The sequence below is a fragment of the Ardenticatenales bacterium genome (genome assembly GCA_020634515.1).
In the GTDB taxonomy this organism is placed as follows: domain Bacteria; phylum Chloroflexota; class Anaerolineae; order Promineifilales; family Promineifilaceae; genus JAGVTM01.
The window spans coordinates 119,008-145,993 of record JACKBL010000001.1 but is presented as its reverse complement, the minus strand read 5'-3'; the positions used below and the strand labels follow the sequence as shown (position 1 = coordinate 145,993).

The following is a 26,986-nucleotide window of genomic DNA, read 5'->3' as shown; positions in this document are numbered from 1 at the left end:
GTCAGACGATCCGAAAAGAATCCACCAGCGTACAGCGGCGCAAGCGGCTAAAACTGCGCGGCCCCGTCAGCCCTTCGCCGGTGGGGCTGGCAATCGTAAACGAGCAGTACCCTTCGCCCCCATACCCCAGTCCCGCCAGGCAAGGCCCGTTCTTCACAAAAATGCTGCAATTGATCTCGCGCGCCATGCGGCTGAGGTTGTCCAGATTCTTCGAGTGCATCACGGCCGTGTGGCGGAAGCCATGTTCGGCGGCCACGGCCAGATCAATGGCCTCATCCGCGTTGGCGACGCGCACGACGGGCATAATGGGCATCATCTGCTCTGACCAGACGGCGGGATGGGTTTTGTCCACTTCGGCCACTATCTGGCGCACTTCGGGGCCGGCGCTGATGCCGATTTCCGCCAGCAGCACGGCGGCATTCTTGCCAATGAAGGCCTTGTTCATGTCCGCGTACTTGCCCGGACCGCGATCCGTGACGATGACGGCGCGCCAGAGGCGGTCAAACTGCCAGCGATTGAGGCGCACCGCCCCGTGGCGCGTCATGGCCTGGATCAGGTCGTCGCAGATGGCATCCACGGCGAGTGTTTCTTTTTCCGTGGTGCAGACGATGTTGTTGTCGAAGGAGCCACCAATGACGATGTCCCGCCCCGCCTGCTCAATATCCGCGGTTTCATCCACGACGACCGGGGGGTTGCCCGGCCCGGCGCAAACGGCGCGTTTGCCGCTGCGCATCGCGGCACGCACGACGGCGGCCCCGCCCGTGACCACCAGCAGGCGGATGCCGTTGTGCCCCATGAGGCCGGTGGCCGTCTCAATGGTCGGGTCGGCCACGGCGGTGAGGAGGTTGGCCGGTCCGCCCGCGCGCTGGATGGCCTGGTTGAGGATTTGCACGGTGCGGTTGGAGGCCCCTTTGGCGCTGGGATGGGCATTGAAGACGACGGCGTTGCCGGCGGAAATCATGCCAATCGCGTTACAAATCACCGTACTGGTGGGGTTCGTGCTGGGCGTGAGCGAGCCAATCACCCCGTAGGGCGCATACTCCGTAATCGTCAGGCCACCGTCGCCGCTCCACGCCTCCGTTTCCAGCGCCTCCGGTCCCTGCGCCTTGTCCGCGTTGAGGATGTTCTTCAGCACCTTATCCTCGACGCGCCCCATGCCGGTTTCGCTTTGGGCCATTTCCGCCAGCACGGTGGCATATTCCCGTCCCGCCTGGCGCATGTGCGCCACCATATCCTTGCGAATCGCCAACGGCATCCGGTTGAGGGCGCGGTAGGCGGCCTCGGCGGCGTTGACGGCTTCGTCCAGGGTGGCAAACAGGCCGTCATCGCCGCGCGGCATGGCGGCGGGAGGGACGCGGGATGGGGCTGGAGACGGGGCGGCAGGCGCGGCGGGTGTGGGCTGCCCCACTTCCCGCATCACGCGTTCAATGATGGCTTGAATCTGGCTGTCATCCATAGAACTCACCGGCATAATCGCTAATTGTTGAATGGTTAAATGGTTAACGGGGCCGGTCGCGGGCCAGCGTTGATCATTCAGGAATTCAATAATCAACTATTCCTTACGATATTTTTCCTGCCCGCTCACTTCCCACGTGTCCACAATCGCCATGATCACGGCGTCGCAGGGACGTTTGTCGGTGAAGCGGGTCTGGCGGGCGGAACTGCCCGTGGCCACCATGACGACTTCGCCCAGCCCCGCGCCCACGGCGTCGGCGGCGACGACGTAACCGCCGGTTTCTTCGCCGTCAATGGTGAGGCGGCGGACGACGAGGAATTTGAGGCCGTCGAGGGTGGCTTCTTTTTGCGTGGAAACGAGTGTGCCTACCACTTTGCCGAGAAACATGGTTGTTCCTTGTTGTAGGGGGTGGCGGGAAGAGGGTGGATGGGGAAAATGCCGGCACAGACCCAGACCAACGCGCCTGCGCCAGCAACCATGCCCTCTTTCCCGACGCCGGCGAAATCTTAATCCGCGGCGGCGTCCTGGCGGCCCAAAGGCAGCACGGCATCCACATTGACGTGCGGCCGCGGGATCACATGCACCGACACCACTTCGCCGACCTTCTCGGCTCCGCGCGTGCCCGCTTCCACCGCCGCCTTCACGGCGGCCACGTCACCGCGGACAATGGCCGTGACAAAGCCGCCGCCCGTCTTTTCGTAGCCAACCAGCTCCACGCGGGCGGCTTTCACCATGGCATCGGACGCCTCAACCATCGCGGCAAAACTCTTGCACTCGATCATGCCTAATGCTTCTGCCATACGTTCATCTCTCCTCAATCAGGTTTGTCATGTCAGCTCGCGTCGGCACATGCCGCGCGCGAAACTCTCTCATTCAGATTTACTGACGGCCATGCGGCCAGAAACGCTCTCAATGGCGTCAATGGCGGACTGATAGCCGGCCATGATGTCGCGCTCCTCCCCACCCAGATAGACACGGCCAAAGCTGCCGAAAGCGCGTACTTCCAAAATGTTCAACTCCGCCGCTTTTTCCGCCTCATTCGCGGCCAGGGCCGCATACGCCGCCGGCTGCACTTCCATGACGTAGAGCGTTTGCCCCGCCAGGATCATGTGGCCGTGCCGCATCCGGTTGATCAACTGCACCTGGTGCGGGTCAATGTTGCGGATAATCTGGCTGGAAACGACGCGTGGCTTCAGGCGGTCTTCTTCCTGCACGCCCAGAGCCTCCAGAATGGCCGCGCCCGCCGCACGCACCCGCGCCTGGCTGCTGGAATGGATTTCCAACAGGCCGTAGAGCCTTTCCACAATTTGCATCCCCGGATAAACGGACGTGGCTTTCAGGGCGATGTCGGTGATACGGTTGATTTCGATGCCGGGGGAGATTTCAATCCAGAGGGAGGCATCGCCGGGCAGGGGCAAAAAACCGCTGGCAACCGTGCCCAAAAAAGCGGCGTGCTGCGGCTGCAAACTATCCAGGAAAACGTAACTGCGTAGTTCGACGGACATAAACCATTCCTTACGGGTGTGCGAAGATGATTATTCAGTCTCTAGAGCCAAAGCCGTTCCTTCAAACGGACGATGCAATTCCGTGCTTTACTTCATCGTCAGTCCTTAGGGCGAGGGCGCGCCGGTGGTTTTGCCGGCTTTTCCCGCCGGTTTTTTGGTGAGAACGCGGGTGGGATGATTATGGCCGGCTTCGTGTTGATAAATCATGTAGCGCACGCCTACCATGAAGTCGGGGTCATATTCCAGGTTGTTACAAACATCGCAGACGTAAGCGGGCGTGCGGGGGACGAGCATCATGTGTCCGTCGAGCCAGCAGACGTAGGAGACGGCGGTGCGTTGGAGACGACCGAGATGACAATGAGGACAAACGTTCATAATGGAGCCTCTTTTCGACTCTATTGCGTGTCGTTCCGACATAGGGAAGACATGGCGAATGAGTTACCTAGTAATTCCCGCCGCTCGTACGCGCGGGGGAGCGGTCGGTGACGATTTTAATGCCGGCACTTGCCCCAATCCGGGTCGCGCCAGCCGCAATCATCGCCTCGGCATCGGCGAAGGTGCGCACGCCCCCCGCCGCTTTCACGCCCAGGTTCGGCCCCACCACGCGGCGCATCAACGCCACATCCGCCACCGTGGCGCCACCAGGACCAAAACCCGTAGACGTTTTTACAAAATCGGCCCCCGCCGTTTTCGCCAACTGCGAAGCAACAATCTTTTCTTCATCCGTGAGCAAGGCGGCTTCGATGATCACCTTCACCAGCGCGTTGTGGGCGTGCGCGGCACGAACCACCGCGGCCACATCCTCCATCACCGTGCGGTAATCCTGTGACTTTAGCGCGCCAATGTTGATCACCATGTCGATTTCCGTGGCCCCATCCCGAATCGCCTGCTGCGTTTCATAGGCCTTGACGACGGCGGGCGTGGCCCCCAGGGGGAAGCCAACCACGGTACAAACTTTTACGTCGGACTCTTTGAGGAGTTGGGATGCCAGGCGCACATGCGCGGGGTTGATGCACACCGAAGCGAAGTGGTAGGTGCGGGCTTCGTAGCAAAGCTGGGCGATTTCCGCCTGGCTGGCGTCCGGCTTGAGCAGCGTGTGGTCGATCATGCGGGCAATGTCGTCGCTTTGGGGGCGTGCGCCCAGCCCGGCGGACACGCGCGCCGCGCCCGCCCGCACGACCCGGTTCACTTTCTCCGCGCAGTTTTGCACACAGCGGCCATCGGTGCAGGTGCACTCGTCCACGCTGGCCGCGGGCTGCGTCTGGTTCAGGCGCAGCAGGACTTCGCGGGTGATTTCTTCGATGAGTTGATTGACTTTGCCGGCATCTAACGTCGTCATATGCTCTGGAAACGCCTATCTTTTGGCAAACCGCTGTTCAACAGCGCCAATTTTGTCCACGCGGCGCGCATGACGCCCGCCGCCGAATTCCGTTTGCAGCCACACCTGCACAATCTGCCGCGCCAGGTGGGGACCGATCAAACCCGCCCCCAATGTTAACACGTTTGCGTTATTGTGTTCGCGGCTGTTCAATGCCGTAGCCTGATCATAGCACATGGCCGCGCGCACACCGGGCACTTTATTGGCCGTCATGCAACTACCAATACCCGCGCCATCAATCATAATGCCGCGCCACGCCTGCCCGTCGGCCACCATGCGCGCCACCACGTAGGCGTAATCTGGATAATCCACGGAGGCGGTGCTGTCCGTGCCGCAGTCCACCACGACGCACCCCGCGGCGACGATGGTCTCTTTTAGCTGTTCTTTCAGTTCGTAGCCGCCATGATCTGCGCCGATAGCGACGATGCGTTTGCCGGCATCTGCCACAGGAACAGGCGGCATCATCTCCGCTTCCGCGTCCACGAACGTGATGTGCCGTTCCAGGGCTGCTTCCCGCGCTAATGGGGTGATGATGGTTTGTGCCGGCAAAACCTGTCGCGAATGAGCAGGCATCTGGCGCACATCGTCCGCATCCACGATTTGCCGCCGCGTCCCCGCCGCCTTCGTCGGCGACGACTGGCCCAATGTCCGTGATACCACTTCGCGCACCATCGCTTCAAGTTCTTCGCGTTTCACGCTCATAGGCTGCTACAATCACGGCTGCGGCCTGACTCCGCGTGTGAGACACAAGCGTCATGGCAGGCAGGATACAGGGGAGTTCTCTGGTTGAAATGGACGGGCGAAACTGGCACAAATGATAACAGCCGATGCTTTGGTGAAAAGCATCGGCTGCCTGGATTAACCTATAGGATGTGGATAATGGGGAACAAGACCCCAATCGGAGGGTCCCCAGTAGATGAGCCACGCCTTGCCCAGCACATCTCGCCTGGGCAAAAACGACCAACTGTGGGAATCGTGGGAGTTGTTGCGATTATCACCAAGAACAAAGAAGTTATCTGCCGGCACAATCCAACTGCCACTATAATTAGGTGGGGCTTTGATGTACGGTTCCTCCAGCGTCACACCATTCACCTTCACCTGCCCATCCCCAATCTCAATATGATCGCCAGGGATACCAATGATACGCTTAATGAAATCGCGGCTTTCGTCGTTGGGGAATTTGAGCACAATGATGTCACCACGCTGCGGCTCATCCAGATAGTAGCTCAACTTATTGATCAGCACATACTCCCCTTCGTGGAGCGTTGGCTCCATACTGTGCCCTTCAATACGAAACCGTCCTGTCACCGTGTTCACCATCCAAAAGATGAACAAAGTCAGGATAATGGTTTCCACTATCTCACGCGCAAGAAAATCGGGCCGCTGCGCCGGTATCTCTTGCGGCTCTGTTGCCACAACGGTGGGAGGCGTCACGACAGGTGACTGCTCATAAGACTCCGCCAACATTTGCCTCCATCTTACACACCATCTTTCAAAGTAACTGCGAACGCCCTCGTGGGCCTATCTTGTCAAAGCCCCTCTTGCCTGCGATAGATTCAAGCAACGGGTCAAGTAGTTTCCTTTCAAAGTCATCTATCCATGCAAACTGTTTCCCGATTATAGACGACGCCCAATACGCAGGCAACCAGACCTTCTGTCATGTTACCTGTTTCTCAGTTTACCGCCGCTGTCGCGCGGCGGGGAAAATCAGCTTTTAGCAACCATATTTGAGATTCGTCCAATCTCCATGCAGCATATGCGCCAGCAGCGTCCCCGGATAAAAGCCGCCGCGCCCAACGGCCAGCATGATCTGGGGACGCCAGGGAAAGACAGCGAGCGCCAGGGCTTTACAGATGGCGTGGAAATCCAGCCAGGAAACGGAGCAAAGGCCCTGGCGCGTGGCGTAGTTTTGTGGACGGTTCGTTCATTTGCTATGGGCCAGGCGTGAGTTCCGCCGTAGCGAGATTGTAGCGCCACTCCGCGCCATTAGCATCGAAAAGACGCAGATAGCCAGGCTCCGTCCAGAGCAGCGCGCCAAAGGTGGGGGAATCCGATTGCAACAGCAATTGCGGTTGCAGGTCCGCCATGTCCAGGCGCGTTACGGTGGACATGCCGGATAGGGGGCAGAACGACTCGATCCGCGCATAGGCCAACGACTGGCTGTCCGGCGACCAAACGATGGGACCAATTCCTGTCGCGCCAGCCTGCGCGATGCGCCCCACTTCCCCGGCGTCCACGTCCCAGATCACCAGGTCGCTCTTTTGCCAGGTAGCCAACCTTGTGCCACCAGGCGAAATCGGACCGCCACCCAGTTGGGTGCTCGCCTGATCAACGAGGTCGTAGCGCAAGATGGGGCGCTCCCAGTAGCCGCAGCCGTCCGGGCCGCCTTCGCGCGCGTCCGTGTAGTAGAGAAAGCGACCGTTCGGCGACCAAAACAGCACGTTCAGGCCATACGCGCCCAGGCCGCCACAGGATTGCAACTGCTCATCAATGCGTCGTTCGCTGCCGGTGGCAACTTCAACCAAGGAGAGGGTTTCATACGCCATCATGTCCCCTTCGTTTACCTGGACGCAGTTGTAGCGGGTGACGCGGGCTTGCCACTGTCCGTCAGGAGAAGGAGCCACACTGTACACGTCTGCCTGGCTCAGAGACATGATGGCGTCACGTTCATTTGCCGGCACTGCGGAAGTCGGCTCCATCGTAAAGGTAAAACTGTCCAGGAAGCGATCGTAGAGCGACCAATCTTCCTTATCCCCCGTATGCAGGATGACAATGCTATACAACTGCCCCGCGTGGGCAAAAGTAAACGTGTCAAACGCATACGACTGCGGGCTGCGATCCAGCCGTGTATGTACGGCCACCGTCCCCGCGATTTGCCTGTCCGCCAGGCGCGCGTTCACCAGGAGATTCTGGTCCGTGAGCCACTGCACCAGGTCCACGCCCTCCGGTGGGCGATAATCGTCCCGGTCACCAGGATGGTTGACCATGATCATGGGCCAATGCTCGTCATCCACCATCGGTCCGACAATCGTCAGCGTCCTGTTCGGATCATCGGCGAATTCAATGATGGCATCGGCGGGATAGTGGAAGGTATAGCCCAACGTATCATTGCGATATATCTTCCACCCATCTTCCGCCAATTCCGCCGTAGGCGTGGCGAGAGTTGCCCCTTCCGGCTGACATTCGCCACGGAAGTAGGCCCATTCGTCACACTCGCTGCCATCGGGAAAAACGCAAATACCCACCTGACCGCCGGCGGCGTCTTCACGGATGTCTACCTGCCCACCGTTTTCCTCGCAGAAGATGGAAGCAGGGTTCGCCATGTTCGGCGGCGTCAAGGATTCAGGCGGGACGGTTGCGCTTTGCGGTTGACATTCGCCGCGGTAGTAAGCCCATTCGTCACATTCGCTGCCATCGGGGAATACGCAAATACCCACCTGACCACCGGCGGCGTCTTCGCGGATGTCTATGGTGCCGCCATTTTCCTCACAGAAAACGGAAGCGGGGTTGGGCATATTGGGGGTATTGGTTTCTGGGGTGGAGGTGGCGGGAGCGGCAGGCTCCGCCCCGCACGAAGCGATGATTGCCGCCATGCCCAGGAACAAAAGGAAGGTAAACCAGATTCTGCGGGACATTTTGTCCTCCATTGTGCTGCTTTGTGCGGCGTGACACAAAGCCGATCCGCGCTCAAAGCACGAATTTTCATCTCACCCATTTCTTTGTGAGATGTTTCACAATGAAAGACGAGGAATGAGGGCCAATAGTTCCCGCGACGGTGACTGTTCGCGCTGCTTGAACCTTCCCAGAAGCGCAATCCAGGCCACTTCGCCTCAAAACAACTTCCGGGAAAGTGGCTACACCAGTTGACCCTCGGCTTCCGCCTGCGCCAGAATCTCCAGGATGGTGGCCGCCAGGGTGCGCGCCGCCTGCTCCGTCAGTTCGACGGCAACGCGCGCGCCCGGCCCCAGTGATTCGTTGACAAAATCAATGTTCAGCGCATGTTCCAGGGGAGCATTGAAGGGGTGATCATAAGAGACGTTGGCCTGACGCAGCGTAAACCAACCTTTTGCGCCTTTGCCGCTGCCATCCATTTCCACTTGTTTCACGATCATCGTACACATGGGCAATTCCTTTTGGGTAGGTAACGGCTAAGCCAGATTGGACCAATTTTCTCTGATGGAAATGGCCGTCGAGCGCGTGAATTTGGGCCAATCTCCAGAGAGCGTTAGTAGTTACTTTGGCGGTTATTTGCCACCGGCTGCCGGCTGTCAGTTACCGCGCAAATGTTTCTCCAGGAAGGCAAATATCTTCTCCCAGCCATCCATGGCCTGCGCCTGGCGGTACGCGGACCAGTTGTAGTAGAAGAACCCATGCCCCGCGCCTTCATACATGTGGAACTCATACGACTTGCCGTGCTTCTTGAGCGCCGCTTCGTGCGCGGCGACCTGCTCCGGGGTGGGGCTGCGGTCGTCCGCGCCAAATAGTCCCAGCAGAGGGCAGGACAGGTCCGCCGTGTAATCAACGGGGGCGACGGGGAAATTGGGCGTCAACTGCTCCGGGGTCATGACCACGCGCCCGCCCCAGCAATCAATGGCCGCGGCAAAGCCGGGCACACGGCAGGCGGCCAGGTAGGCGTGTCGCCCGCCGGAGCATGTGCCAAAAATGCCGATTTTGCCGCTGACGTAGGGCTGCGCTTGCAGGAAGGCCAGCGCCCCCGCCATGTCTCCCACGGCTTGCTCGTCGGGGACGCCGCCGGCGGCGCGCACTTTGGCGGCTACGTCTTCGGGCGTGCCATGCCCGGCGCGGTAGTAGAGGTTGGGGGAAAGCGCGGCGTAGCCGTGGTGGGCAAATTTGCGCGTCGCCTCCCGATACCATTCATCCCAGCCGGGCATGTGGTGGATGATGACCATGCCCGGAAAGGGGCCGGGACCCAATGGGCGGGCGAAATAGGCGTTGATGACGTCGCCGTTTGCACCGGGCATCGTCACGGTCTCCGCCAACATCCCTTCGTACATATCGGTCTCGTACATCATTGTCTCTCCTGGCATAATGCCTCATAAATTGCTTGAGAAATAGGAAACTGCATCCTGGCCGGCGGGTCCCAGAACTCGCCCAGGTGTCGGTTGCCCGTCTGCTGCTCATACATCAACGCCTGCACATACATATCCAGTTTATCTGCATCGTGGACGAGCCGCGCTTCCGTTGTTTCGTTGGCGTGCAGCTCCTCCCACAACCCCATCCACGTCTCCTGAAACGGCGCGCCCGCCAGAATCTCGTGCATGGCCCCTCGCTCCACCTCCGTTTTGATGCCTGGGGGCAGGAACTGCCAGGCGGGAGAAGGGATGTCCGTGGTCAGGCTTTCGGGGAGGTCATGGAGGATCGCGAGGGAGAGTAGACGCCCCAGGTCCACGGGTTCCGCGACGAGGTGGGCCAGGACGAGGGCGGTGAAGGCGGCGCCATAGCTGTGGGCGGCCACGTCTTCGGCGGTGGGCACGCCCCGCTGCACCCAACCGGTACGGGCGGTGCGTTTGAGTTGGTTGCCGTGGCGCAGGATGTGGAGGATGGGGTCAAGGTCCATGAGGATGGGCGTGAACGGTTACATGGCCTGGTTTTTTCTGTCTTGTAGGATGGTTTGGGCGGCGAGTTTGCCGGGGATGCCGGTGACGCCGCCGCCGGGGTGCGCGCCCGCGCCGCCGAAGTAGAGGCCGGGGATGGGGGTGCGGTAGCTGGCCCAACCGGGGATGGGGCGCATGAAGAGGAGTTGATCGAGGGACATTTGGCCGTGGTAAATGCCGGCATCCGCCAACCCAAACCGCTCCGCCAAATCACCCGGCGTCAGCACCTGCTCATGCACAATCCGCGCCACCAGGTCCGGCGCATACATTTGCAGCGTCTCCCGTACCGTCTGCGCCAACGCCTGCCGTGCCATCGTCCAATCCCCCTCGCGCAAACGATACGGCGCATACTTCACCAAAATGGACATCACATGATGCCCGGCGGGGGCCAGCGAGGGGTCGTGGAGCGTGGGAATACGAATATCCAGCGCCGGTTGTGGGCTGAACGCGCCATATTTGGCCGCATCGGCGGCACGTTCCAAATAATCCAACCCCGGACAAATGACAATGCGCCCGTTCAGGCGCGCCGTCTCCCCCGTCGGCAGCGCGGCGAAAGTGGGCAGCCCATCCAGCGCCAGGTTGACTTTGGCCGTGGTTCCGCGGAACTTGATGTTGTCCAGGGCGCGCGTAAAATTGGGGTCCAATTCGTAGGGATCAACGAGGTCCAGGAACGTGTGGCGCGGATTGGTGCTGGAGAGAACCACGGGCGCGGTGAAGGCGTCGCCATTTTCCAGGATGACGCCACTGGTGCGTCCGTCGTGGCGCATAATCCGGGCCACGCTGGCGTCGGTGCGCACCTGCCCGCCCGCGTATTCAATGATGCTGGTGAGGGCCGTGGCTAACTGGCCGATGCCGCCACGCACGTGCGCGGTTGCCGGAAGACCGTTGGCCCGATGCCCCAGATGGTGGTAAAGAAATTGGAGGGTGGTTCCGGCAGCGTAGGGGCCGTGGTTCGCGCCGGGCGTGCCGGCCATCCCCAACGCGCCGCGCACGGCTTCCGCCTCAAACCACAAATCCATGAACTCCACCAGGGCCATCGGCAGCGCCCGCAGTAGCTCATACATGCCCCGGTCGCCCAGCAGGCGGAACGCGCCGCCCACGCCCAACCAGCCCAGGACGTCATTATCTTCCAGCGCGGCCACGTTCGGGGGAGCCTGGTGGAAGACGCGCTCCAGGAAACCGACATAACGGTGCATGGCGGTGGCGTAGGCGGCGAATTGGGCCGCGTCATGCGCGGAGAAGTGGGCGATCTCGGCGGCGGAGCGGTGGGGGTCGCGCCAGAGGGTGAGCGCCCGACCATCGGGCTGCGGCGCAAAGATGACGGGGTCGGCGGGGCGCAGGTCCAGCCCTTGCATTTTCAGGAAGAGGTCGCGGGCGATGGTGGGGGAGAAAGTGCCGGCATCGTGCAACACCGAGTCCACCCAATATCCGGGTGCGAACTCCTCCGTCGCCGCTACGCCGCCAACAACCGGGCGGCGCTCCAGCACCAGCGTCTTCCAACCGGCGTGGGCCAGGTAGGCCGCCGCCGTCAATCCGTTGTGTCCCGCGCCAACCACGATGGCTTCATACTGATCGGACATAAATTGCTGCCTCAAATTGTTCTGGCGCTCCCCTACGCTTCACCGAAACCTCGCGGCCGCCGTCACATAGGGGAAGAGCCGCGCCCTACTTGCTCAATTTCGCGGCATGGCTATACTTATTTGCTAACAAAGCGTTAACGTGCATTTCCTACCCGCACTCATCAGCAACCCAATTCAATCAAGCCAGTCGCGCAAACCCACGGTAAATGATAGGCATAACTGTAACCTTGTTACCTATTCTCGGCAACGTCCGCCCACAACGGCTTCCCGCCCTACCCGCCTCTCATTTCCTGATCTTCCCTCACTTTCCGGTGCTTGCTGCCACACTACTCCGAATCGTTTTGGGTAACGTGCGCGATTTTCATGGAAAATGCCGGCAGCCGCATTTCGACCATTTCTAGTAACTACGAACGCTCTCCTGCCGCAACCCATCGTTGCGTTCTCCAACCAATGACATTGGCGGAAAAAGCCATCCCTACCAGGATACATCCCGCCGCGCAACAACCAACCAACAGCCGTCAATTATCTGACCCCATCCACGAAGGACTGACGATGAAATAGAGGACGGAATTGCATCGTCCGTTTGAAGGAACGGCAAGGAAACAACTTCACACTTATTACGGACGGTTACTGACAAGCTATCATGGATAGCCGCTACCCGCACATTTCCGCTAACTTAATTGCGGACAGCCACTAAACACTTTTCCCGAAGGAGGTGAAGGCCATCGACAATACCCTATCCAGACACGAACCTGCTCAACGGAACACCCTCATGGGCGCGGAGCGGCTCAAGTCTCAACCCATTACCAACATGACCCCAAGCTATTCAAAAGTCAGGAGAAGAAACATGAATGTGAAACGTCTATTTGCCATCTTCAGCATGGTCCTTTTTGCCCTTATGTTTGTTGCCTGCGGTGGCGGGGCCACGGAAACCGTGGAAGTCACCCGCGAAGTCACCCGCATCGTAGAAGTCCCCGCCGCTGGTGGCGAAGTGGCGCCGGCGCCGACCGGCGACACGCTCAAACTCGTCCTCGACCGCGGCGTTTTGAAGTGCGGCGGCAACAAATCCGTGCCCGGTTTTGGCTACCTCAACGAAGATGGAACCTACAGCGGTTTCGACATTGACTACTGCCACGTTGTCGCCGCGGCGGTTTTGGGCGATGCCAACGCCCTCGAAATTCGCCCCACAACGGCCACCGAGCGCTTCCCCCTGCTGCAAACGGGTGAAATTGACCTGTTGATCCGCAACACCACCTGGACCATCAGCCGCGACACCTCCCTCGGCCTCGACTTCGCCCCCACCACTTTCTATGATGGACAGGGCATGATGGTGCGCAAGGACCGCGGCATCACCGATCTGCAAGGACTGGACGGCGGCACGATCTGCGTCCAGGCGGGCACGACCACGGAAAAGAACCTGGCGGACGTCTTCCGCGCCCTGGACATTCAGTTTGAGCCTAAAGTCTTCCCCGATGCCGACACCACCCGCGAAGCCTATGACTCCGGCTCCTGCGATGGCTTCACCACCGACAAATCCGGCCTGGTTTCGCAGCAAATCCTGCTCAGCGACCCCACCGCGCACATCATCCTGGATGCCACCATGTCCAAAGAGCCGCTTGGCCCCGCCGTGCGTCACGGCGACAACAACTGGGGCGACATCGTGAACTGGAGCGTCTACTGCACCTTCGCCGCGGAAGAGTATGGTCTCACTTCCGCAAACGTGGATGCCGCCCTCGGTGGAGATGACCCCGTCATCCAAAACCTGCTCGGCGAATCTGGCGACCTGGGACAGGCGATGGGCCTGAATAACGACTTCTGCTACCAGATTATCAAGCAGGTGGGCAACTACGCGGAAATCTATGACCGCAACCTCGGCCCCGACACCCCCTTCAACCTGCCCCGTGGCCTGAACACGCTCTACACGGAAGGTGGCTTGATTTACGCGCCGCCATTCCGCTAATTCATTCAACTTGCCGGCACGATGCTCTGGTTCTCTGACCGGGCATCGCGCCCTGCTAACCCGCGCCGCTACCTGATCTCCGGGGCGGCGCGGGTTAGCGGCAGGGTGTGGCCGTCACCGCCCCGCCAAAAGGCCTTCATAGCGCCCCGCGTTGGCGCGGCAAGCCCTTTATTCCCCTCTCGTTGCCCGGGGAAAGCTCCGACTCTCCAGGCGCAATTCGTTTTATCCGCTCTCAATCGCAAAGCATGATGTAAGACCGATTGCTGCCTTATTTGCTTTCAGGGTTCGTTCAGGATTAACGCTGGACTTTCCAAGTAAACAAGAACCCTTCCCAGTGCGTTCGTCTATGCCCAATCTATGACGGATGCGTCCCCAGGTGGTGTCTATGGCTGACTTGAGTCCTAACCTCCCGTCGCAGAGCAGTTCCGATTCGATACCCTTCTGGCGCGATGGCCGGGTCCTCGGCGTTCTGGCGCAAATCGCATTCCTCATCTTGTTTGCGCTGTCCGCCGCCTATTTGTTAAATAACGTCTACGGCGGTTTGCAGCGCCTCGGCAAAGCGCAGTTTTTGTGTGACGATGGCAGCGAGCAGTTGCGCTGTTTTTTTGACTTCCTCAACCTGGAATCGCAGTTTGACATTGCGGAGTCCGTCGTGCCCTACTCGCCCGCGGACACGTATGCGCGGGCCGTCTGGGTCGGTTTCTTGAATACGATCAAGGTGTCTGGACTGGGCATAATTCTGGCGACCATTCTGGGGACATTCACGGGTATCGCTCGATTATCTTCCAACTGGCTGCTGAGTAATATCGCCAAGTGGTATATTGACCTGATGCGAAACACGCCACTGGTGTTGATTTTGCTTTTCCTGTATCTGGTCGTGCTGCTTAACGCGCTGCCACCGATTAATCAAGCGATTCAGCCATTGGGATTGCCTGTTTTTCTTAGCCAGCGGGGTATCAACTTCCCGAAAATCGTAGCGATGCCGTCTTTTTCCGTTTTCCTGGCGTTTGTGGTGCTGGCTATCATTCAGGCGCAGGTGCTTTCGGTGATTTTGGGGCGGCGGGAGGAGAAGACGGGCCAAGCATCTAACCGTACTGCCTGGGCGTTGGTTTCGCTGGTGGTGGTGATTGGCGCGGGGTGGATTGTTGCCGGCAATCAAGCGCGCGACGATCAGGCTCTCTTGGTCTCCCGCGGCCTGCGCGTGCGCGAATACAGCGACCTGGAAGCCTTGATTGTGGGCCGCCTGCCCATCAATCGCCTAAATGACATTTCCAAAGGGTTGGAGAATGGCACGTTGTCCCAAGAGCAGGTAGACGAGGCGGCGTTGCAGTTGTGTGCTTTGCGGGATTCACCCTCGGAGGTGAATCTGACGGCGCAACTGCGGGTGGATGGTATTCCGTATTCGACGCGGCGGTTTGCGCGCACGGACCAGGCGATTACGGCTTATGGGGAAGGGGAGTGCGAGGCGCTGGTTGCGCCCACGGCCATTATCGCGGCGGAACGGGATGTGTTGCCGGATGCGGCGACGCATCTGGTGGTTCCGGTGACGGAGCGCCCCATGCGTATTTCGCTGCCGCGGATTGAGGGGTTGAATTTTGTCGGTGGCGGCAAACTGACACCGGAGTTCGCGGCGGTGTTATTTGGGTTGACGATTTACACGGCGGCGTTTATTGCGGAGATTGTGCGTGCCGGCATTCTCTCCGTCTCCAAAGGGCAAAGTGAAGCAGCCCGCGCCCTCGGCCTTTCCGAATCCCAACGCCTGCGCCTCATCGTCCTGCCCCAGGCCCTGCGCGTCATCATCCCCCCGCTTACCAGCCAATACCTCAACCTCACCAAAAACTCCAGTCTGGCCCAATTTGTGGCCTTCCCCGAAATCTGGACCGTCAGCTTCACAACCATTAACCAGTCCGGGCGCGCCGTGCAAATCATCATCATTGTCATGGCAACCTACCTGACCATCAGCCTCTCAATTTCCGCCCTCCTTAACTGGTACAATCAGCGCATTGCCCTGGTGGAGAGATAAACATGGCCGCGATCTATCAGAACCTGCAACTCATCATGCGTAATCGCGTCCGTTTTGACTTCGGTCAATTCGTGCGCGAAAACGTTACCCGTACCTGGTGGTTGACGCTGTGGCTTATGGCACTTGCCGGCATCACCGTCTCCTTCGCCCTCAACCAACTCGCCGCGGCTCCCTGGCTCTCATCACTGATCCTGCTCATTTGGGCCGTCAGTGTCCTTTGGGCCATCGTCGGCGAGCTTACCCACCGCCATACCAGCATCTCCCTCTGGCTGAAAAACAACCTCTACAGCTCCATCAGCAACGCGCTTATCACCCTCGTTCTGACGCTGGCGATCCTGGCCGCGCTGCGCGGCCTCCTCGTCTATGCCCTCATCAACGCCAGCTTCAGCACCGACCCCCAGTTGGCGGCGCAACAGGCCAACGGCGGGGCTATCTGGGGAGCCGTCATTGACAACTTGCGCCTCCTCACCATCTTCCGCTTCCCCGAAGCATTGGACTGGCGCATCTACGCCACCATCGCCATGATCGCCGTACTCGGCGGCGCCAGCGTCTTCGTCTACCGCGACACCTTCACCGGCCCGAAGAATACGCGGCGTATCCTTACCTATCTGTGGCTGCTCTCCCCCGTTCTCAGCTACGTCTTCCTGCGCGGCGTCACCGAATCCGGCCCTTTGCAGCAAATTAACCCCGACCAGTTCTGGGGCGGTTTGCTCCTGACGATGATCCTCTCCATCTTTTCCATCGTCGTCTCTTTCCCCATTGGTCTGGTTCTGGCGTTGGGGCGGCGCAGCCAGATTCGTGGCATTCCCGCCTGGTTGACCTATGGCGTGGCCTTGCTCATCATGATCTGGGGATTGGTAGCCACCACACCCGGCAATCTGGCGGCGGCGCGCAGCGGGTTGGAGCGGCTGCTTGCTTACTGGCCCCTGCTCGTGCCCGTTGTTGCCTATCTCTTCCAGCGCTCGTTCCACGGCAACGTGGTGGCGGCCTTCAGCGTCGTCTACATTGAGGCCGTGCGCGGCGTGCCCCTGATCACCGTGTTGTTCATGGCTACCGTCATGTTCCCCTTGATCTTGCCCCCCGACCTCGAGATACTGAACACGTGGCGCGTCCTCGGCGGTTTCACCCTGTTTGCCGCTGCATATCTGGCGGAAAATGTGCGCGGTGGGCTGCAATCGCTGTCCAAGGGACAGTATGAGGCTGCTGATGCGTTGGGCTTGAGTACGTTTGACAAGTATCGCCTGGTGATTCTGCCGCAGGCGCTGCGGGCGGTGATTCCGGCCATCCTGGGGCAGTTCATTGGTTTGTTCAAGGATACGTCGCTGGTGCAGATTGTAGGACTGTTCGATATTTTGAATGTTGCCGGCACAATCACCTCCCAGACAAAATGGTTAGGCCGCCGCGCCGAACCCTACATCTTCATCGCCATCGTCTACTTCATCGGCAGCGCCGTCATGACTGCCTACAGCCGCCGCCTGGAAAAACGGCTGGGCGTAGGCCAAAGATAGTCAGAGCTTGAGGAGAAACGAGAATGACAACCTTAACCCATTCCGACGACATCATCGTAGTTCGCAACGTCAACAAGTGGTACGGTGACTACCATGCCCTGCGTAACGTCAGCCTCACCGTCAGGCGTGGCGAAGTCATCGTCATCATTGGCCCCTCCGGCTCTGGCAAATCCACCTTTATCCGCACCATCAACCGCCTGGAAGAGCATCAAGAAGGGGACATCATCGTGGACGGGATCACCCTCAGCCACGACATCCGCAATATCGCCGATATTCGCCGCGAAGTCGGCATGGTGTTCCAGCAGTTTAACCTGTTTCCTCACCTCACCGTTTTGGAAAACATCACTCTCGCGCCCATCCATGTGCGTAAGTGGTCCCGCGAGAAGGCGGAAGAAGTGGCTATGAAGTGGCTCAACCGCGTGGGCATTCCCGAACAGGCCAGCAAGTATCCGGGCCAGCTTTCCGGCGGGCAACAGCAGCGCGTGGCTATCGCTCGCACCCTGGCCATGGAGCCAAACATCCTGCTCTTTGATGAACCCACTTCCGCCCTGGACCCGGAGATGATCAAGGAGGTGCTGGATGTGATGCGCGACCTGGCGCGCGCAGGCTACACTATCCTGGCCGTAACGCACGAGATGGGCTTTGCCCGCGAAGTGGCCGAGCGCGTCATCTTTATGGATGCCGGCCAGATCGTTGAGCAAAATACCCCCGCCGAGTTCTTCAAGAACCCTACCCACGAACGAACCAAGCTTTTCCTCTCCCAAATTCTGCATCACTAAGTGGCTGTCCGCAATTAAGTTAGCGGAATTGTGCGGACAGCTTGTCAGTAGCCGTCCGATGAAAACGTGAAGTTGTTTTCGGACGGCTACTAAGTGGCTGTCCGCAATTAAGTTAGGGGAAATGTGCGGGCAGCTTGTCAGTAACCATCCGTAAAAGGCGTGAAGTTATTTTCGGACGGTTATAGATTGGACCAATTTCCAGAGAGCGTTAGTAGTTACGTTGTAGTATTAGTACATGGGCATCTGTGGCTCGACATCGCGCGCCCAGCGGAGAACACCGCCGTCGAGGTTCCAGAGTTTCTGGAAGCCGTGCTGCTGGAGTAGGTGAATGACGTCGGCGCTGCGGGCGCCGCTGCGACAGTAGACGACCATTTCCGCGGCGGTGTCCAGTTCACCCATGCGCTCCAGGACCTGCCCTTTGGGGATGAGGAATGCGCCCAGGTGGCGCAGGTTGACGATCTCCCATTCGTGCGGCTCGCGCACGTCGAGGATAACGGGGTTGTTGCCGGCATTTAGCCGCTGCTTAAGTTCCAGGGGCGTGAGTTGGGCAACACCATCCAGGTGTCCTTCGTGCGGGGCGTAGAGGCTGTGGTCATGTGCCGGCATTCCGCAAAACTGCTCATAATCAATCAACCTCGTTAGCGTCGGATTCTCGCCACAAATCGGGCAGTCCGGATTCTTGCGCACACGCACCTCCGTAAAACTGAGGCTGAGCGCATCGTATAGCATCAATCGGCCAATCAACGGCTCGCCAATGCCCAGAATCAGCTTCACCGCTTCCGTGGCCTGGATTGCCCCAATCGTCCCCGGCAGAATCCCCAGCACGCCCCCTTCGGCGCAACTTGGCACGAGGCCGGGCGGCGGCGGCTCCGGGAACAGGCAGCGATAGCACGGCCCCTCCTTAGCGTAAAAGACGGAAGCCTGCCCATCAAAGCGGAAAATGCTGCCGTAGACATTCGGTTTCCCCAACAGCACGCAGGCGTCATTAGTCAGGTAGCGGGTGGGGAAGTTGTCCGTGCCATCAACGATCACGTCGTAGGGCGCGAACAGTTGCAGGGCATTGGCGGAGGTGAGCGGCTCGTTGTATAGGTCAAGCCGCACGTAGGGATTGATGTCGCGGAGGCGGTCGGCGGCGCTGTCCAACTTGGCGCGCCCCACGTCTTTGGTCCCGTGGATGATCTGGCGCTGCAAATTGGAGGTATCCACCACGTCGTAATCCACCAGGCCAATGCGGCCAATGCCGGCAGCCGCCAGATACATCGCCAACGGGGAACCCAATCCACCCGCACCAATCAGCAGCACACTTGCCGCCTTCAACTTTTTTTGCCCCTTCATGCCCACCTCCGGCATGATCAGGTGGCGACTGTACCGCTTGATCTCCGCATGAGAGAGCGACACCTCCTGGCTGGTGGCGACAACATTATCAGGGAAAGTCATAAAATGTCCTCCAATTGACGACTCGGGTTGGTTCGTGGAGCCGGGCCAAAATTCACGTGGCGCACCTGCCGTGGCCGCGCCTTCAAGAGAATGAACCATTCTGAACATGCACCTCCGGCGATGGAGGGAATGATGATCAGGGTGTCATTTTCCGCCAACTGTGTTTGTAGCCCATCGAGGAAGCGCACGTCTTCCTGGTTGAGAAAGACGTTGACGAAGCTACGCAGGGCGTCACCGTTGAACAGGTGTTGGCGCAGGGCGGGAAATTGCTGCGTGAGGTTGTCCAGGGCTGTGCCAACGGTGCTGCCAGAGACGAAGACGGTGCTGTTGTTGCCGGCATATGGCCGCAGCGGTGTCGGAATACGAATGGTAGGCATACTAATAAACTCCTTCGATAATAATCTTCCCGGAAGCTTCGTCATGAAGGATGGCCCTGGGTAACAGCTTCCGAGAAGATGTTATCGTTGATGGTGGTGCTGCCTTGTTGAAGCACAATTTCCTCTTCGGTGAAGCCGGAGCGGTCCGGTAGAAGCTGCCAGGAACGGCTCAGAGTGGGCATGCCGGCATCCACCTGCGTGATCAAATAAGAGTAGCCAGACCAGGCCGCCCACGCCAGATCGCGCGGCGAGGCTACGGGCGGGCAGTCCGGATGGCTGTGGAACACGCCGATCACGTCCAGTCCCTGGTCTATCGCGGCCATTTCCGCCCGTAACATATCCACGCCGCTGATCAGGAAGCGCCGCGGTTTTTCTGCTTCCTCCGGCCACGTATTGGGTACAGGGAAAATCGCCACGGCCAGCCTATGCGCGCCCGTGGTCTCTCCCAGCAGCAGTCCGCAGCCTTCATCGGGATAGGAGGCCGCGCCATGCGCCTTAATCGCTTCGTACACGGTAGGGGAAAGTTTAAGCATTGCGTTACTCCTGCCAGAAACGGTCGCTAAGATACTTGAAGCCATTGTCGGGCAGGATCGTCACCACGACCCCCGCATCAAGCCGTCGCGCTGTTTCCACGGCCCCAACGACGGCGGCGGCGGCGGAGATACCCAGGAACAGCCCTTCACGGCGGGCCAGTTCGCGGGCCATGCGGTAGGCGGTTTCCGTGCGCACGACGGCGTCTACGTCGGCTGCGCCCGGATCGTAGATGCCGGGTTGGATGGCCGTGGGCATGTGCTTCAGCCCCTCCAATCCGTGGAAGGGACTGTCCGGCTGCAGGGAGATGCATTGAATGCGCGGGTTTAGTTCTTTCAGACGGCGCGATGTGCCCGTGAACGTGCCGCCCGTGCCCAGCGCGGCTACGAAATGGGTGATCCGCCCCTCCGTTTGTTCCCAAATTTCGTTGGCGGTGGTGAAGTAATGAGCCTGCCAGTTGGCGGGATTGTCGTATTGGTTGGCATAGTAGACGTGGGGGTCTCCCTGAGCTACCAGGTCGCGGGCGGCAACGATGGCTCCGTCGGACCCTTCCAGGGGATCGGTGAAGATGAGTTCGGCGCCATAGGCGCGCAGGATGGCGATGCGTTCGGGGCTGGCGTTGCCGGGCAGCGTGAGGCGAACGTGGTAGCCACGGGCCGCGCCGAGCATGGCGTAGGCGATGCCCATGTTGCCGGAGGTGGCGTCAAGGAGGGTCATGCCGGGGCGCAGCGCGCCCTGTTCTTCGGCGGCGCGGATGATGTTGAGGGCGGGGCGGTCTTTGATGGAGCCGCTGGGGTTGAACCATTCTGCTTTGGCGTAGAGGGTGACGTGGGGGGAGATGCCGGCATCTTCCGCCACACGACGTAGCCATAACAGAGGGGTATGACCTACCTGGTCTTCCAGGCGATTTCGCGGTTGACGGGGGGAGAAAAGCAGGGGAGCAGTGTTTTCCAATGTTCTAGTGAGCATTTTGCACGGTTATCCTGATGATTGGAGCAGACAAGGCAGCAAAAAACGGTGGCGGCCCGCAAAGGCCATGCACCCGATGAACGACTTGGGAAAGTCGCGAGGGTAGCAGCCACCGTCGTCTCTCGTTTTATCAGGAAAGTGCCGGCAAATACATCAACGCCGGTTGAAGACGAAGGCAGCTAACTCCCTCGCTTCATACACCTGCAATGGAACATGGATTAAACCTCAAGAAAATGATAAAAAGTTTATTGGGCAGGATGATAGCATGGAAGAAACAAATGTCAAGAAACTTTCCCGGAAGCTCAATTTCAGACCCAAAGCGTTTCATTACATGTCATTTTGCATCAAAACAGCTTCCGGGAAGATGGTGTTGAATAGTTGCTAGGCTCGTGCTTACGGTGTGATCATGCCGGCATTTTCGCCGCACCCCGTAGGAACGGAAATTAAACAAGACAACGAAGTTGTTTCCTCACCGTTCCTGCAAACTGACGAGGCAATTCCATACATGATTTCATCATCAGACCTTAACGTACATTTCACCCGCGAACGTAAAAAAAGCGTGAACATTTGCTTGAATACCCTTCGCCCTCGTGTTATGTTGGGTTAATCAGCGGAGTCTAATCTGCAAGTTAATCCCTGGGATGTATAAATCATAGGAAGGCTCTTCAGCCACTGCCCTCTGTCGGGCTTATTGACAGGTAGATTCGTCATGAAAACAGGTACGGTAAAGTGGTTTAGCCGTCTCAAAGGGTATGGTTTTATTCAACCAGATGAGGAAGGCGCGGAGGTGTTTGTTCATTATTCCGCCATTGAAGGAGATGGCTATCGGAATCTCTACGAGGGAGACAAAGTCAGCTTCGAAGTGATAGACCAGGGACGCGGCCCACAGGCGCGCAACGTCCGCGTACAGCAGGCAGCCTTCTGATCCGCACGGGTATCCGATTCAGGTGTAACGCAAGCCCAGGGTATTGCACGATAGAAACGCTGTTTGTCGGTGCGTCGCATGACGGGCATCCGAGTTGTTTCTACGCAAAACACGCTTTGGCCCAGATGATGTGCCCATTGCCGGGCGCGGCCCATTGCCGGGCGCGGCCCATTGCCGGGCGCGGCCCATTGCCGGGCGCGGCCCATCGCCGGGCGCGGGTCGGTCCGCGGAGCTTTCAAAATTTTCCGGCGGACTGATGCGTCCCAAGTTGGTTCAAATTCCTCAAAATGCCATCGTGGAGGTAGTACAAGATGAGCAACAAGACAGGTATTGTGAAGTGGTTTAATCGCCTGAAGGGGTATGGATTTATTGAGGACAAAGATTCTGGCGTCGATGTCTTCGTCCATTACAGCGCTATTGAGGGTGAAGGATACCGCAACTTGAATGAGGGCGATCTTGTCAATTACGATCAGATCGACCAGGGAAAAGGGCCGCAGGCCCGTAATGTGCGGAAGAAGCGCATTTTCTAGGTGGTATTCGCTCCCTGGGAACTTGGAAGAAGGGTAATGAGCGCTTCCTTACCTGGTTGATTACCACTCCCAGGTAACCGTCCGAAAATAACCTCACACTTTTTACGGATGGTTACTGACAAGCTGTTCGTACATTTCCCCTAACTTGATTGCGGACAGCCACTAAGGACTGACGATGAAATAAAGTACGGACTTGCCTCGTCAGTCTGCCGGAACGGTAACGGTAAGGATTTAATTCCGTTCCGAAGGGTTCGCCCGGAATTAACTTTGGACTTTCACATTCATAAGAACCCTTCAAGCGCATCCGTCAATTCCCGAGTGAAGCGTTTGTTAACGGATGCGCCCTCATGGCGATTGCCGCCAGGCAAGCGCCGATGAAGTTTGACAGCCAGCCGTGAGCAGCCTTTACTTGCCGTAAAGAACTGCCCCAAACCGAACAGTGATTTTACCGTGGCGCAGGGGTCCGGTTATGCCGGCATCCGTCATTCTTCCGCGCGGGTTGGTCATACCATTGACTGACCCGCACGGATTTGGCGTTCCCTGGCGCTGCGATAAAATCCCTGGTGATGAATGCGCAACTGGACGAGATCGCTGGCTCCGTGGAGCGGGTGACATATTACAACCCGGAGAATGGTTACTCCGTTATTCGCCTGCAACCAGATAGCCGCGGGATGCTGCCCTTCAAATATGCCAGTGGGCGGGATGCACTGATTACGGTTGTGGGCAACCTGCCGGAGGTCAATCCGGGAGAGTGGTTGAAATTGCAGGGGCGCTGGAGCCAACATCCCAAACACGGGCGGCAGTTTCAGGTTGAATTGTGCGAAAAAGCGATGCCGGCATCGCTCGAAGGCATCAAACGGTATCTCGGCTCCGGCCTCGTCCGCGGCATCGGCCCCGTCATGGCCGAACGCATCGTCAACACCTTCGGCGAACAAACCCTCGACGTCATCGACTACGAACCCACCCGCCTGCGCGAAGTCCTCGGCATCGGCAAAAAACGAGTCAGCGGCATCATCAAAGCCTGGGAAGAACAGCGGGCCATCAAAGACGTGATGCTCTTCCTCCAATCCCACAACGTCTCCACCGGCCTGGCCGTCAAGATTTACAAACGGTATGGCGACGAGGCCCTCCGCATTGTACAAAACACCCCGTACCAACTGGTGCAAGACATCCACGGCGTCGGCTTCAAGACCGCCGACAAACTGGCCCAGGCGCTAGGGCTGGCCGTCGACGACCCCGACCGCATCGAAGCCGGCATTGCCTACACCCTCAACCGCCTCGTCGAAGAAGGCCACGTCTATGTACCGCAACCCGAACTGGAACCGGAAGCCGCGCAAATCCTCGGCCTGGAAGTGAGTAAAGTCACCGCCGTCATCGAACAACTGGAAAGCGACGCCCTCATCAAGCGGGAAACCATCACCTACGCCATCAGCCAGCCGGAAGTGCCCGTCACCATCCGTGAGGAAACCGCCGTCTACCTCACCCCCTTCTACTACTCCGAAATTGGCGTCACCAACCGCATCCGTCGCATCGTAGACCACCCCACCAGCCGCCTCACCCCCCTCAAGAGCCGCCTGACCCCGCACACCTTCGCCCAATTGCGGCTGCAAACCGGCATCGAGCTGGCCTCACAGCAGCGCACGGCCATCCACACGGCCATCACCCACAAAGTCACCATCCTCACCGGCGGCCCCGGTACGGGCAAGACAACCACACTGCGCACCCTGCTGGATCTGCTGGACCAGGGCGGCTGCACCTACGCCCTCGCTGCGCCCACCGGTCGCGCCGCCAAAAGGCTCACGGAAACCACCGGACGCCCCGCCAAAACCATTCACCGCCTGCTGGAATTCCAACCCGGCGAAGGGTTCAGCCGCGACGAAGACAATCCGTTGCCCGTTGATATGGTGATTATTGACGAAACCTCCATGCTGGACCTGATCCTGGCCAACAGCCTGCTCAAAGCCGTGGCCATAGACAGCCACCTGCTGCTGGTAGGGGATGTGGATCAGCTCCCCTCCGTGGGCGCAGGCGACGTGCTGCGCGACCTGATCGCCTCCGATGTGCCCGCCGTCGTGCGGCTGCAGACCATCTTCCGCCAGGCCGCCGACAGCCTGATCATCCACAACGCACACCGCATCAACCAGGGCCTCATGCCCGTCGCCCGCCTCGACGGGAGTGCGGCGCAGGATTTTTTCCTCTTCATCAAGCAAGAACCGCATGAAGTGGCCGAATTGCTGGTGGACATTGTCCAAAATCGCGTTCCGCACAAGTTCGGGCTGGATTCACTGGATGATATACAGGTACTCAGCCCCATGTACAACGGCAGCGCAGGCGTCACCAACCTGAACCTGATGTTGCAGCAGGCGCTCAATCCACCGGGGCAGCGTAAACTGGAGCGGCGGCTGGGGGGGCGCGTCTTCCGCATGGGCGACAAAGTGATGCAGACGGTGAACAACTACGACAAGAACGTCTTCAACGGGGACATTGGTCGCATCACGGACATGGACCTGCTCATGCAAACGTTCACCGTCAACATTGATGGGATGCCGGTCGTATACGATTTTCTGGAGGCGGATGAGTTGGTACACGCCTTTGCCATCAGCGTACACAAAGCGCAAGGCTCTGAATACCCCTGCGTGGTCCTCCCCGTGGTGATGCAGCACTACATGATGTTGCAGCGCAACCTGTTCTACACTGCCGTGACGCGGGCACGGCGGCTGGTGATCCTGGTGGGGACGCGGCGCGCCATCAACGTCGCCATCAAGAATAACCGCGTCGCCGAACGGCACACCGCCCTGGACTGGCGGCTACGCGGCAAAACATAAAGCTCCGAGAGAATCCTAAGTGGCTGTCCGCAATTAAGTTAGCGGAAATGTGCGGACAGCGGCTATGATGGATAGCCGCTATCATGGATAGCCGCTGTCCTATAACGCTCTCTGGAGATAGGAACCATTTTACCAGAGGAAATTGGCCCAATCTGGCCGGGATGGTTCGTCAAATCTCTACAGGGGGCTTGGTTTCTCTGGGAAGGACTGCTTGGGCCAGGTCGTCGCGCTGCGATTGTTTGAGGGGGATGCCGAGGCGATAGGCAGCGGAGGCGAGGGCGTGGGAGGTGGCCGGACCGGTGAGCAGGAGCAGAAAAATCAAGGTCAGGCCGCGCCCCAAACTGAGCGGCGTCCAGATGATGGCCGCGATGAGCAGTAGCACAACCCCAAACACGCCCACTTTGCCGGTGGCGTGCAGCCGCGTATAGACGTCGGGCAGTCGCACGTAGCCGACGACGCCCACGATGGAGAAGAATGTACCGATGACGACGGCGAGAATAGCGGCGATTAAGGCAACGGTTTGCATCAGGTACGCCCTCCTAAAACATTTGCTCGTCGGCGACGTATTTCGCCAGGGCCACCGTGCCCACGAAGCCCAGCGCGGCCAACCCTAGCGCCACATCGACGAAAATGGGGCTTTGTTCGATCAGGGCCATCAACACGAGGATAGCCAGGGTGAGCGTACCCACGAGTTCCAGGCCGATAAGGCGGTCAATAACGTTTTCGCCGCGCCAGACGCGCCAGACGGCGGCGGCCAGCAGCGAGATGTGCAGGGCCAGCGCGGCGTAGAGTACGACGGTGAACAGGTCTTGCATGGCGCTCTCCAATGACGGGTCAGGCGGAAATCTTGCGCAGCAGGTCGCGGCGGAGACGTTGCGCGTCGGCGACGTATTCGTCGGCGTGGCTGATGTCGAGGCAGTGGGTGTACAGTGTGCCGGCATTATCCATCTCCACCACCAACTCCCCCGGCGTCAACGTAATCGCGTGCGCGCTCAACGCCGCCCCCATCTCCGTCTCACACTGCGCCGGAATAGCAATAATACCGGGCGCAATCGGCAAACGTGGGTCCAGCACAATCCGCGCCACCTGCACCCCACTGAAAACCAGGTCCCAGGCCAGCACCCAGACATACCGCGCCAGCGCCAGCAGCGCCGCCGGCAGTTGCCGCCAGGCAACGGCGCGCGCGCGCGGGCGCAGTAGCAGGCTCACGCCCCCGGCCAGCAACCCACCCACCACCAGATTCGCCGGTTCCAGGTTGGCGGTCACCGCCAGGTATAGCAGCCATAAAGGGATGATCAAACGTAACAGGTGCATCGTTTTGTCCTGTGGAGACGTTATGGACTGACGATGAAATAAAGTACAGAAGTGACTATACAGGTCATCTGCCCAGATTGGACCAATTTGCTCTGGTTGAATCTTGACTCTACTGAAAAAAGGTCAAAAACCGGGTTTTTACACATGAACCACTCTGGTAATTTTTGCCGGACAATCGAAAAACCCGGTTTTTTCAGTGAACGTACAGAATTGCATCGTCAGTTTTCAGGAACGGTAAGGAAACAACTTCGTTGTCTTATTTAATTCCCGTTCC

At 59.1% G+C, this 26,986-nt stretch carries 28 protein-coding genes; 8 read left to right on the top strand and 20 right to left on the bottom strand.

What is annotated here, in order from left to right; all coding sequences use genetic code 11:
• Position 1 precedes the first annotated feature (1 nt).
• The 8 genes from H6650_00595 to lepB all read right to left on the bottom strand — a co-directional run bounded on the left by H6650_00595 (position 2) and on the right by lepB (position 5,806).
• Positions 2–1,456, bottom strand: coding sequence for an aldehyde dehydrogenase EutE (locus tag H6650_00595; GenBank protein ID MCB8950487.1), 1,455 nt, complete (start codon positions 1,454–1,456; stop codon positions 2–4).
• A 96-nt stretch (positions 1,457–1,552) separates the two neighbouring features.
• The gene (locus H6650_00590; GenBank protein MCB8950486.1) at positions 1,553–1,843 is read right to left on the bottom strand and encodes a EutN/CcmL family microcompartment protein; all 291 of its coding nucleotides are present in this window, start codon (positions 1,841–1,843) and stop codon (positions 1,553–1,555) included.
• A 119-nt stretch (positions 1,844–1,962) separates the two neighbouring features.
• Positions 1,963–2,256 carry a BMC domain-containing protein gene (locus H6650_00585; protein MCB8950485.1) on the bottom strand — a complete coding sequence of 98 codons (294 nt, stop codon included), beginning with the start codon at positions 2,254–2,256 and terminating at the stop codon, positions 1,963–1,965.
• Between the two features lie 69 nt (positions 2,257–2,325).
• Positions 2,326–2,961, bottom strand: coding sequence for a hypothetical protein (locus tag H6650_00580; protein MCB8950484.1), 636 nt, complete (start codon positions 2,959–2,961; stop codon positions 2,326–2,328).
• A 105-nt stretch (positions 2,962–3,066) separates the two neighbouring features.
• The gene (locus H6650_00575; protein MCB8950483.1) at positions 3,067–3,336 is read right to left on the bottom strand and encodes a YgiT-type zinc finger protein; all 270 of its coding nucleotides are present in this window, start codon (positions 3,334–3,336) and stop codon (positions 3,067–3,069) included.
• A 67-nt stretch (positions 3,337–3,403) separates the two neighbouring features.
• Complete coding sequence (gene deoC, locus H6650_00570) at positions 3,404–4,300, bottom strand: deoxyribose-phosphate aldolase (protein ID MCB8950482.1); 897 nt, start codon at positions 4,298–4,300, stop codon at positions 3,404–3,406.
• Between the two features lie 15 nt (positions 4,301–4,315).
• Complete coding sequence (gene rpiB, locus H6650_00565; protein MCB8950481.1) at positions 4,316–4,801, bottom strand: ribose 5-phosphate isomerase B; 486 nt, start codon at positions 4,799–4,801, stop codon at positions 4,316–4,318.
• 396 nt (positions 4,802–5,197) lie between these two features.
• Entirely contained in the window at positions 5,198–5,806 is a 609-nt protein-coding gene (gene lepB / locus H6650_00560; GenBank protein ID MCB8950480.1) for a signal peptidase I, read from the bottom strand.
• Positions 5,807–6,086: 280 nt separating this feature from the next.
• Between lepB and H6650_00555 the strand changes: the two genes are divergently transcribed.
• Entirely contained in the window at positions 6,087–6,287 is a 201-nt protein-coding gene (locus H6650_00555; protein ID MCB8950479.1) for a hypothetical protein, read from the top strand.
• Here H6650_00555 and H6650_00550 read toward each other — a convergent pair.
• The 5 genes from H6650_00550 to H6650_00530 form a co-directional block, all read right to left on the bottom strand.
• Entirely contained in the window at positions 6,271–7,974 is a 1,704-nt protein-coding gene (locus H6650_00550) for a DUF333 domain-containing protein (GenBank protein MCB8950478.1), read from the bottom strand. The genes H6650_00555 and H6650_00550 overlap by 17 nt on opposite strands.
• Positions 7,975–8,193: 219 nt before the next feature.
• A complete protein-coding gene (locus H6650_00545) occupies positions 8,194–8,460 on the bottom strand; it encodes a hypothetical protein (GenBank protein MCB8950477.1) in 267 nt (88 codons plus the stop codon).
• A gap of 147 nt (positions 8,461–8,607) precedes the next feature.
• Entirely contained in the window at positions 8,608–9,369 is a 762-nt protein-coding gene (locus H6650_00540; GenBank protein ID MCB8950476.1) for a dienelactone hydrolase family protein, read from the bottom strand.
• A complete protein-coding gene (locus tag H6650_00535; GenBank protein MCB8950475.1) occupies positions 9,369–9,917 on the bottom strand; it encodes an HD family hydrolase in 549 nt (182 codons plus the stop codon). Before H6650_00535 ends, H6650_00540 begins: the two co-directional genes overlap by 1 nt.
• An 18-nt stretch (positions 9,918–9,935) precedes the next feature.
• Entirely contained in the window at positions 9,936–11,534 is a 1,599-nt protein-coding gene (locus H6650_00530) for an NAD(P)/FAD-dependent oxidoreductase (protein ID MCB8950474.1), read from the bottom strand.
• Positions 11,535–12,381: 847 nt separating this feature from the next.
• Here H6650_00530 and H6650_00525 point away from each other — a divergent pair.
• The 4 genes from H6650_00525 to H6650_00510 all read left to right on the top strand — a co-directional run bounded on the left by H6650_00525 (position 12,382) and on the right by H6650_00510 (position 17,804).
• A complete protein-coding gene (locus H6650_00525; protein MCB8950473.1) occupies positions 12,382–13,494 on the top strand; it encodes an amino acid ABC transporter substrate-binding protein in 1,113 nt (370 codons plus the stop codon).
• Between the two features lie 385 nt (positions 13,495–13,879).
• Positions 13,880–15,517: an ABC transporter permease subunit gene (locus tag H6650_00520; protein ID MCB8950472.1), complete on the top strand. Its 1,638-nt coding sequence runs from the start codon at positions 13,880–13,882 to the stop codon at positions 15,515–15,517.
• A 2-nt stretch (positions 15,518–15,519) separates the two neighbouring features.
• Positions 15,520–17,025 carry an amino acid ABC transporter permease gene (locus tag H6650_00515; protein ID MCB8950471.1) on the top strand — a complete coding sequence of 502 codons (1,506 nt, stop codon included), beginning with the start codon at positions 15,520–15,522 and terminating at the stop codon, positions 17,023–17,025.
• A gap of 23 nt (positions 17,026–17,048) precedes the next feature.
• Positions 17,049–17,804, top strand: coding sequence for an amino acid ABC transporter ATP-binding protein (locus tag H6650_00510; GenBank protein MCB8950470.1), 756 nt, complete (start codon positions 17,049–17,051; stop codon positions 17,802–17,804).
• Positions 17,805–18,032: 228 nt separating this feature from the next.
• Here H6650_00510 and moeB read toward each other — a convergent pair whose 3' ends face one another.
• Genes moeB through H6650_00490 form a run of 4 tightly spaced genes read right to left on the bottom strand, consistent with a single transcriptional unit; the run spans position 18,033 to position 21,118 of the window.
• Positions 18,033–19,241 carry a molybdopterin-synthase adenylyltransferase MoeB gene (gene moeB / locus H6650_00505; GenBank protein ID MCB8950469.1) on the bottom strand — a complete coding sequence of 403 codons (1,209 nt, stop codon included), beginning with the start codon at positions 19,239–19,241 and terminating at the stop codon, positions 18,033–18,035.
• Complete coding sequence (locus H6650_00500) at positions 19,238–19,618, bottom strand: MoaD/ThiS family protein (protein MCB8950468.1); 381 nt, start codon at positions 19,616–19,618, stop codon at positions 19,238–19,240. Before H6650_00500 ends, moeB begins: the two co-directional genes overlap by 4 nt.
• A 41-nt stretch (positions 19,619–19,659) precedes the next feature.
• Positions 19,660–20,151, bottom strand: a complete 492-nt coding sequence (locus tag H6650_00495) for a M67 family metallopeptidase (protein MCB8950467.1) — start codon at positions 20,149–20,151, stop codon at positions 19,660–19,662.
• Positions 20,152–20,155: 4 nt separating this feature from the next.
• Positions 20,156–21,118, bottom strand: a complete 963-nt coding sequence (locus tag H6650_00490; protein MCB8950466.1) for a cysteine synthase family protein — start codon at positions 21,116–21,118, stop codon at positions 20,156–20,158.
• Between the two features lie 709 nt (positions 21,119–21,827).
• Here H6650_00490 and H6650_00485 point away from each other — a divergent pair.
• The 3 genes from H6650_00485 to H6650_00475 all read left to right on the top strand — a co-directional run bounded on the left by H6650_00485 (position 21,828) and on the right by H6650_00475 (position 25,398).
• Positions 21,828–22,043, top strand: coding sequence for a cold-shock protein (locus tag H6650_00485; protein MCB8950465.1), 216 nt, complete (start codon positions 21,828–21,830; stop codon positions 22,041–22,043).
• 311 nt (positions 22,044–22,354) lie between these two features.
• On the top strand, positions 22,355–22,573 hold the full coding sequence (locus H6650_00480) for a cold-shock protein (GenBank protein ID MCB8950464.1): 219 nt from the start codon (positions 22,355–22,357) through the stop codon (positions 22,571–22,573).
• A 566-nt stretch (positions 22,574–23,139) separates the two neighbouring features.
• On the top strand, positions 23,140–25,398 hold the full coding sequence (locus H6650_00475; GenBank protein MCB8950463.1) for an ATP-dependent RecD-like DNA helicase: 2,259 nt from the start codon (positions 23,140–23,142) through the stop codon (positions 25,396–25,398).
• Positions 25,399–25,567: 169 nt separating this feature from the next.
• Here H6650_00475 and H6650_00470 read toward each other — a convergent pair whose 3' ends face one another.
• Genes H6650_00470 through H6650_00460 form a run of 3 tightly spaced genes read right to left on the bottom strand, consistent with a single transcriptional unit; the run spans position 25,568 to position 26,712 of the window.
• Complete coding sequence (locus H6650_00470; GenBank protein MCB8950462.1) at positions 25,568–25,924, bottom strand: monovalent cation/H(+) antiporter subunit G; 357 nt, start codon at positions 25,922–25,924, stop codon at positions 25,568–25,570.
• Positions 25,925–25,937: 13 nt separating this feature from the next.
• The gene (locus tag H6650_00465; protein MCB8950461.1) at positions 25,938–26,213 is read right to left on the bottom strand and encodes a hypothetical protein; all 276 of its coding nucleotides are present in this window, start codon (positions 26,211–26,213) and stop codon (positions 25,938–25,940) included.
• 19 nt (positions 26,214–26,232) lie between these two features.
• Positions 26,233–26,712, bottom strand: a complete 480-nt coding sequence (locus H6650_00460) for a Na+/H+ antiporter subunit E (GenBank protein MCB8950460.1) — start codon at positions 26,710–26,712, stop codon at positions 26,233–26,235.
• Positions 26,713–26,986 lie beyond the last annotated feature (274 nt).